The 7644-nt window shown below is 60.9% G+C and carries 2 protein-coding genes and 1 pseudogene; all 3 read left to right on the top strand.

What is annotated here, in order from left to right:
* The first annotated feature begins 38 nt into the window (after positions 1-38).
* Positions 39-2318: a carbamoyltransferase HypF gene (gene hypF, locus C4334_RS04330; protein WP_352430862.1), complete on the top strand. Its 2280-nt coding sequence runs from the start codon at positions 39-41 to the stop codon at positions 2316-2318.
* A 251-nt stretch (positions 2319-2569) separates the two neighbouring features.
* Positions 2570-7102 carry a glutamate synthase large subunit gene (gene gltB, locus C4334_RS04335; protein WP_352430863.1) on the top strand — a complete coding sequence of 1511 codons (4533 nt, stop codon included), beginning with the start codon at positions 2570-2572 and terminating at the stop codon, positions 7100-7102.
* 65 nt (positions 7103-7167) lie between these two features.
* Positions 7168-7644, top strand: a pseudogene (gene gltD / locus C4334_RS04340) (glutamate synthase); the annotation flags it as partial.

Below are 7644 nucleotides of genomic sequence, written 5' to 3' on the forward strand. Positions count from 1 at the left end.
GGAAGGTCGCTTCAAGCTTCACCTTTCGATCATGGCCGATGTCCTCCGACGTTCAAACGAAGCGGCAAGCGGTGCGCATCCGGGTGCGCGGCGTCGTTCAAGGGGTTGGATTTCGCCCGTTCGTCTACCGTGAAGCCGCGCGCTTGGGCCTTTCGGGATGGGTGCTCAACGGCGAACAGGGCGTCGAAATTCATCTCGAAGGAGACGCCTCGCGCATAGAACTCTTTTTATCCGCCCTCGAAACGCATCCGCCAGCGGCTGCGCGCATCGCGGCGGTTGAGACCGAGCGCGTTCGCCCTTGCGGTTACGCCGGATTCGAGATCCGCAATAGCGAGAAGCGCGATCATCCGACGGTGCGCATCTCGCCCGACTTGGCGATCTGCGCGGCTTGCTTGCGCGAGTTGTTCGACCCGCGCGACCGACGTTATCTCTATCCTTACATCAACTGCACCGATTGCGGCCCGCGTTACTCGATTACGCTCGGACTGCCTTATGACCGACCACAGACGACAATGGGGGCATGGCCGCTCTGCGATGATTGCGCGCGCGAATATCACGATCCGTTCGATCGGCGCTTCCACGCGCAACCGGTGGCGTGTCCGCGTTGCGGTCCGCGCTACAAGCTCCTGATCGGCGGCGAGCTCGTCGAGCGCGAGCCGATTGCACTGGCAGCGCGATTGCTGCGCGAAGGGCGCATTGTCGCCGTGAAAGGCATCGGCGGTTACCATCTCGCTTGCGACGCGATGAACGCCGCGGCGGTGTGGGCTTTGCGCGAGCGCAAGTTCCGCAAAGAGAAGCCATTCGCCCTCATGGTGCGCGATCCGGACACGGCGCGGCGCCTCGCTGAATTGTCGGATGAGGCCGAGCGACTGCTCTCATCTGTTGCGCGCCCAATCGTCCTTTGCCCAGCGCGACAAACGATCGAAGGCGTCGCGCCGGAGAACCGCGATCTGGGGATCATGCTCCCTTACGCGCCTTTGCATCACCTGCTGTTCGCTGCGGATGCGCCGCCGGTGCTCGTGATGACCAGCGCCAACCGGTCCAGCGAGCCCATCGCTTATGATGACGAAGACGCGCTCGCTCGCCTCGCCGGAGTCGCTGACGCCTTCCTCATAGGCGAACGCCCCATCGCGCGGCGCGTTGACGATTCCATCGCCCGCGATACGGTCTTCGGTCCCCAACTGCTTCGCTGCGCGCGCGGCTATGCGCCCTGCGTCGTGACGACATTGCCGACGAGCCAGCCGATACTAGCCCTCGGCGCCGATCTGAAGAACTCCGTCGCGCTCGTCGTGCGCGGACAAGTCATCGTCAGCCAACACATCGGCGACCTCGATCACTTCGCCGCGCGGCGCGCCTTTGAAGAGACGATCCGCGATCTATGCGCGCTCTACGAAGTTGACGAGCGCGAGCTGGTGATCGCGCACGATGCGCATCCGCAATACGTCTCGACCGATTACGCATTGCATCGCGCAAGCATCTCGGTCCCAGTGCAACATCACCGCGCGCACATCGCCAGCGTGCTGGCCGAACGCGAGGCGTGGGAAGCGCGCGTCATCGGTTTCGCCTTCGACGGCACGGGCTACGGCGATGACGGTGCCATCTGGGGCGGCGAAATATTCGTCGGAAGCCTGTGCGACGGGTTGAAAAGAGTCGCCCACCTGCGATCAGCGTCGCTTCCCGGCGGCGACGCCGCCGCTCACTGGCCCACTCAGGCCGCCGCCGGTTTTCTCGCCGCGTTCGATGATGCGCGGCTGTCGCCGCTCGGCGATCAGCTCGGACGCAGATTCGGCCTCGCGTTGAGTTTGGCGCGCAAAAACGTTCGCTCTTTCCCGACAACTTCCATCGGACGGCTCTTCGATGCAGTGGCCGCCGTGCTCGGTTTCGTGCGCGAGGCGAGCTTCGAAGCGCAGGCGGCGATGTGGCTCGAATACTTGGCCCGCCAAAGCCCTCCGGTTCAACCCTACCCGTTCCCTTTCACGGACGCCGAGCTGGATCACCGCCCCTTGCTCGCAAACGTCATCGCCGATCGACAACGCGGTCGCCCCGTTCAAGAGATCGCCCGCGCTTTCCATGCGAGCATCGCGCAAGCGGTGGCAGAGGTGAGTTTTACGCTCGCCCCAAGGTTCGATGTTGACACCGTCGTCCTCTCCGGCGGCGTCTTTCAAAACTCCCTGCTGCTTGAAGAGATCGCCGCGCGGTTCGATGGACGCGCGGAGTTGAAGATCTGGTGCAATCGACAGGTCCCACCCAACGATGGTGGCACGAGCCTCGGACAAGCCGCCCTCGCTGCCTTCTCAAGGCATACAAAGAAGTTATAGAAGCTCCCTCTTGCTTAAAATGACTTATGGGGGCATGCGGCGTCGCTTCCGTGAGGCGCGAATTCACTGATTGGTTTCGACCTCGCAGCATCGCACCGAAGGCATCTTGGATGCGCAAAAATAGATTTAAATTATTAATGAAACCATGCGAACGATATGTTGCTATCATTGTCGCTTCTATCCACTCGGGCGACTCTCTCCGGGCGGGGAGTCGAGATGAAGAAGTTTTCACCGGACGTGAAGAAGCGACCATGAAAGACGCAAACCGTTTCGGATTGCCGACACCAGATGGCTTATACGATCCACAGTGGGAACATGATGCGTGTGGCGTAGGGTTCGTCGTTGATATCAAAGGTCGTCGATCGCATGAAATCATCGAACAAGGGATTCAGATTTTAGAGAACTTGGTGCATCGTGGGGCCTGCGGCTCAGATCCGGAAACGGGCGATGGGGCGGGGATCCTCGTCCAAATACCGCATGATCTTTTCCGGCGCGAGCGCGCGCTTCCAGACGAAGGACAGTATGCGGTCGGCATGGTCTTTCTGCCGCACGATCGGCAGGATCGGGCTTTGTGCGAGGCGCTGATCCGCGTCGTGGTCGAAGAGGAAGGGCAAATCTTTCTCGGCTGGCGCGATGTTCCCGTTGACAACGCGAAGCTCGGGTCGCTGGCGCGCGCTTCGGAACCGGTGATACGTCAGTTCTTCGTTGGGCGAGCGGCGCACATCGCGGATCAAGAAGCGTTCGAGCGTAAGCTTCTAGTCATCCGCAAGGTGATCGAAAGCCGCGCCGAGAAGTTGCCGCTCAAAAGGGGCGCATGTTTTTACATCTGCAGCCTCTCATCGCGCACCGTCGTTTACAAAGGGCTGCTGCTAGCTCATCAGATCCGGGGATATTACTTGGACCTCTGCGAGCCGGACATGGTGAGCGCGCTGGCGCTCGTGCACCAGCGATTTAGCACGAACACCTTTCCGGCGTGGCCGCTTGCGCATCCGTACCGCATGTTGGCGCACAACGGCGAGATCAACACTTTGCGCGGCAACCGCAACTGGATGCGCGCACGCCAAGCGCAGCTTCGTTCTGCGCTCTTCGGCGACGAGGTGCGCAAGCTCATCCCACTCGTGACCGAGACGGGGAGCGATTCAGCAACGCTCGATAACGCGCTCGAACTGCTCGTACGCGGCGGACGCGAGTTGGCCCATGCGATCCTCATGCTCATCCCTGAAGCGTGGGATAAGCACCAGTTCATGCCACCAGAGCGCAAAGCGTTCTATGAATACCACTCCTGCTTGATGGAGCCGTGGGATGGTCCAGCGGCGGTCGCTTTCACCGACGGCATTTCAATCGGCGCCGTGTTGGACCGCAACGGGCTGCGTCCGGCTCGTTACTGGGTCACTGAAGATGATCTAGTCATCATGGCTTCGGAAACGGGCGTGCTCGATGTGCCCGAAGCGCGCGTCCGGCGCAAGTGGCGTCTGCAACCGGGGAAGATCCTTTTGATCAACACGGCTGAGGGGCGCATCGTTGACGATGATGAGATCAAGGATCATCTGGCGCGGCGGCGTCCGTATCGCGAATGGCTCGATCTGAATCGCATAGATCTGAGCGAGCTTCCGCCGCCGCCGGCGATCCATCAACCGGATCACGCGACCGTCCTTGAGCGGCAGAAGGCCTTCGGTTACACGCTCGAAGACCTGCGTTTGATCATCGCGCCGATGGCGCGCGATGCGGAAGAACCTGTTGGTTCGATGGGCAACGACACGCCCGTCGCCGTTCTTTCCGAGCGCCCGCAGCTTCTTTACAACTATTTCAAGCAACTCTTCGCGCAGGTGACCAACCCGCCTATCGATCCGATTCGCGAAGAGGTCGTCATGTCGCTCGCCGATTACATCGGCAAAGAAGGGAGCTTGCTCGAAGAGACGCCCGAACAGTGCCATCAGTTGCGCATTTCGTCCCCGATCTTGACCAACGAAGAGCTAGAGAAGCTGCGCTGTGTCGAGCGCGGCGACTTTCGTTCTCGCACGCTGAGCATGCTCTTTGATCCCGAAACTGGTCCGGCGGGAATGGAAGCGGCGCTCACGCTTCTTTGCAAAGAGGCGAGCCGAGCCGTAGCCGATGGCGTAAGCATCATCATCTTGTCGGACCGCGGCGTCGATCGCGAACACGCGCCCATTCCCGCTCTGTTGTCCACAGCGGCAGTTCATCACCATTTGATTCGTGAGGGGACGCGCACGGCGGTCGGTCTAGTGGTTGAATCGGGCGAGCCGCGTGAAGTGCACCATTTCTGCTTGCTCATCGGCTATGGGGCAAGCGCCGTTAATCCCTATCTAGCTTTTGAGACTCTCGCTGACATGCTGCGCGAGGGGATGCTGCCCGAAGGGTTGACCTTTGAGAAGGGGTGCCGCAATTACATCAAAGCGATCAACAAAGGATTGCTCAAGACGATGTCCAAGATGGGCATCTCGACGTTGCAGAGCTATCGCGGCGCGCAGATCTTCGAAGCCATCGGGCTTCATCCAGAAGTGATCGACAAATACTTCACGCACACGGCTTCGCGCATCAGCGGTGTGAAGTTGGACGTCATCGCTGAAGAGACGCTGGCGCGCCATCGCTTCGCTTATCCGCCGGTGCGCATCGCTGAGGATTTGGAACTCGATCCCGGTGGTTGGTACCAGTGGCGGCGCGGCGGCGAGTTCCATATGGTCAATCCCGAGATGGTCGCCAAACTCCAACATGCGGTCCAGCTCGGCGACCGTCGCGTTTACCGCGAGTACGCCGAATTGGTCAATCGGCAGAACGAACGGCTGGCGACGTTGCGTGGGTTGTTCCGCTTCAAGAAGACCGATCCCATTCGGCTCGAAGAGGTCGAACCGGCGAGCGAGATCGCCAAACGGTTCGTCACGGGTGCGATGTCGCTCGGTTCGATCAGCCGCGAAGCGCACGAAACCATCGCCATTGCGATGAACCGCTTGGGCGGCAAGAGCAACACGGGCGAAGGCGGTGAAGATCCTGAGCGTTATCGGCCCGATCCGAATGGGGATTTGCGCCGCAGCGCGATCAAGCAGGTCGCATCAGCCCGTTTCGGCGTGACGACGCATTATCTCGTTAACGCCGATGAACTGCAGATCAAGATGGCGCAAGGCGCAAAACCGGGAGAAGGCGGACAATTGCCGGGCCACAAAGTCGACAAGTACATCGCCAAGCTTCGTCATTCGACGCCGGGCGTAACGTTGATCTCTCCGCCGCCGCATCACGACATCTACTCAATCGAGGACTTGGCGCAACTGATCTTCGATCTCAAGAACGTCAATCCGCAGGCGCGCATCTCGGTCAAACTCGTCTCCGAGGTCGGCGTTGGCACGGTCGCCGCGGGCGTCGCCAAAGCGCACGCCGATCACATTTTGATCAGCGGTTACGAAGGCGGCACGGGCGCTTCGCCGCTCAGCTCGATCAAACACGCCGGCATCCCGTGGGAACTGGGGCTGGCCGAAACGCAACAGGTGCTCGTCAAGAATCGCCTTCGCGGACGGGTGGTCCTGCAAACGGATGGACAGCTCAAGACCGGGCGCGATGTGGTGATCGCCGCGCTGCTCGGCGCCGAAGAGTTCGGCTTTTCGACCGCTGCGCTGATCTCGCTCGGTTGCGTGATGATGCGCGTTTGCCACTTGAACACGTGTCCCGTCGGCATCGCCACGCAGGACGAAGATCTGCGCCGACGTTTCGCCGGGAAACCGGAGCACTTAGTCAACTATTTCATGTTCGTCGCCGAAGAGGTGCGCGAGCTGATGGCTCAGCTCGGTTTTCGTCGCTTCGACGAGATGGTCGGACGTGCCGATCTGCTCGAGATGAAAGAGGCCGTGGACCACTGGAAGGCACGCGGCGTCGACGTCAGCGCGCTTCTACACATGCCCGAAGTCGGATCAGCCGTCCCCGTGCGTTGCGTCGAAAAACAGGATCATGGGTTGGAGCGTCAACTCGACGTGCAACTGCTCGAGCTTTGTCGCCCGGCGCTTGAGCGAATGGAGCGCGTCGAACTCAGTTTGCCGATCCGCAACTCCGACCGAACGGTTGGGACGATGTTGAGCGGCGAAGTGGCGCGTCGCTACGGCGAGGCGGGGCTGCCCGATGATACCATTCGCCTCCGTTTCAAAGGCTCCGCCGGGCAGAGCTTCGGTGCTTTCCTCCACCACGGCATCACGCTCATTCTCGAAGGCGATGCCAACGATTATCTGGGCAAAGGGATTTCGGGCGGGCGCATCATCGTCCGACCGCCGCGCGAGAGCCATCTTCGCGCCGAGGAGAACGTCATCGCTGGAAACACTTTGCTTTACGGGGCGACGGGCGGCGAGGTCTTCTTGCGCGGTGTGGTCGGCGAACGTTTCGCCGTGCGCAACAGCGGCGCGCGCGTCGTGGTCGAAGGCGCGGGCGATCACTGTTGCGAGTACATGACGGGCGGCATCGTCGTCGTGCTGGGCCAGACAGGACGCAACTTCGCCGCCGGAATGAGCGGCGGAGTCGCTTACGTCTGGGATGCGGACGGACTGTTCTCCCGCCGCGTTAACGATGGGGGTGGCTCCATACTGCTTGAAGAAGTGGCTGATCCCGAAGAACTCGCGACGCTGCAGGAACTCATCGAGCGACACTATCTTTACACCGACAGCGAGCGCGCCAGAGCGGCTTTGGAGAACTGGGATGAGATCAAGCGTCGGTTCGTTAAAGTGCTCTCGGTCGAGTACAAGCGCATGCTCGCTGAGCTTAAGGATGAGCAGCAGGCGGCTTTCGTTTGAATTGGCGCTGTCGCTCGGTCGCGCAAAGCGCAATTTGCGCAAACGAGCTCTCTTAAGAGGTGAAGATGGCAGATCCGAAAGGCTTTCTGAAGTACACGCGAGAGAACGCGCCGCGCCGTCCGGTTGAAGAACGCAAACGCGATTGGCGTGAAATCTATCTGCCGCTCGAACCGGAGAGTTTGCAAAAGCAAGCGGCGCGCTGCATGGATTGCGGCATCCCCTTCTGCCATCAGGGCTGCCCGCTAGGAAACATCATCCCTGACTGGAACGATCTCGTCTATCGCGGCAAATGGGAAGAGGCGCTAGCGCGACTTCACGCGACCAACGACTTCCCCGAGTTTACGGGTCGCTTGTGTCCTGCGCCGTGCGAAGCCGCTTGCGTGCTCGGCATCAATCAGTCGCCGGTGACGATCAAACAGATCGAGCAACAGATCATCGACCACGCTTTCGAACGCGGCTGGGTGCGGCCTGAACCGCCCGAAGTGCGTACTGGCAAGCGCGTAGCGGTGGTCGGTTCTGGACCGGCGGGCCTCGCCTGCGCA

The organism is Pyrinomonas sp. (assembly GCF_040289685.1).
Classification (GTDB): domain Bacteria; phylum Acidobacteriota; class Blastocatellia; order Pyrinomonadales; family Pyrinomonadaceae; genus Pyrinomonas.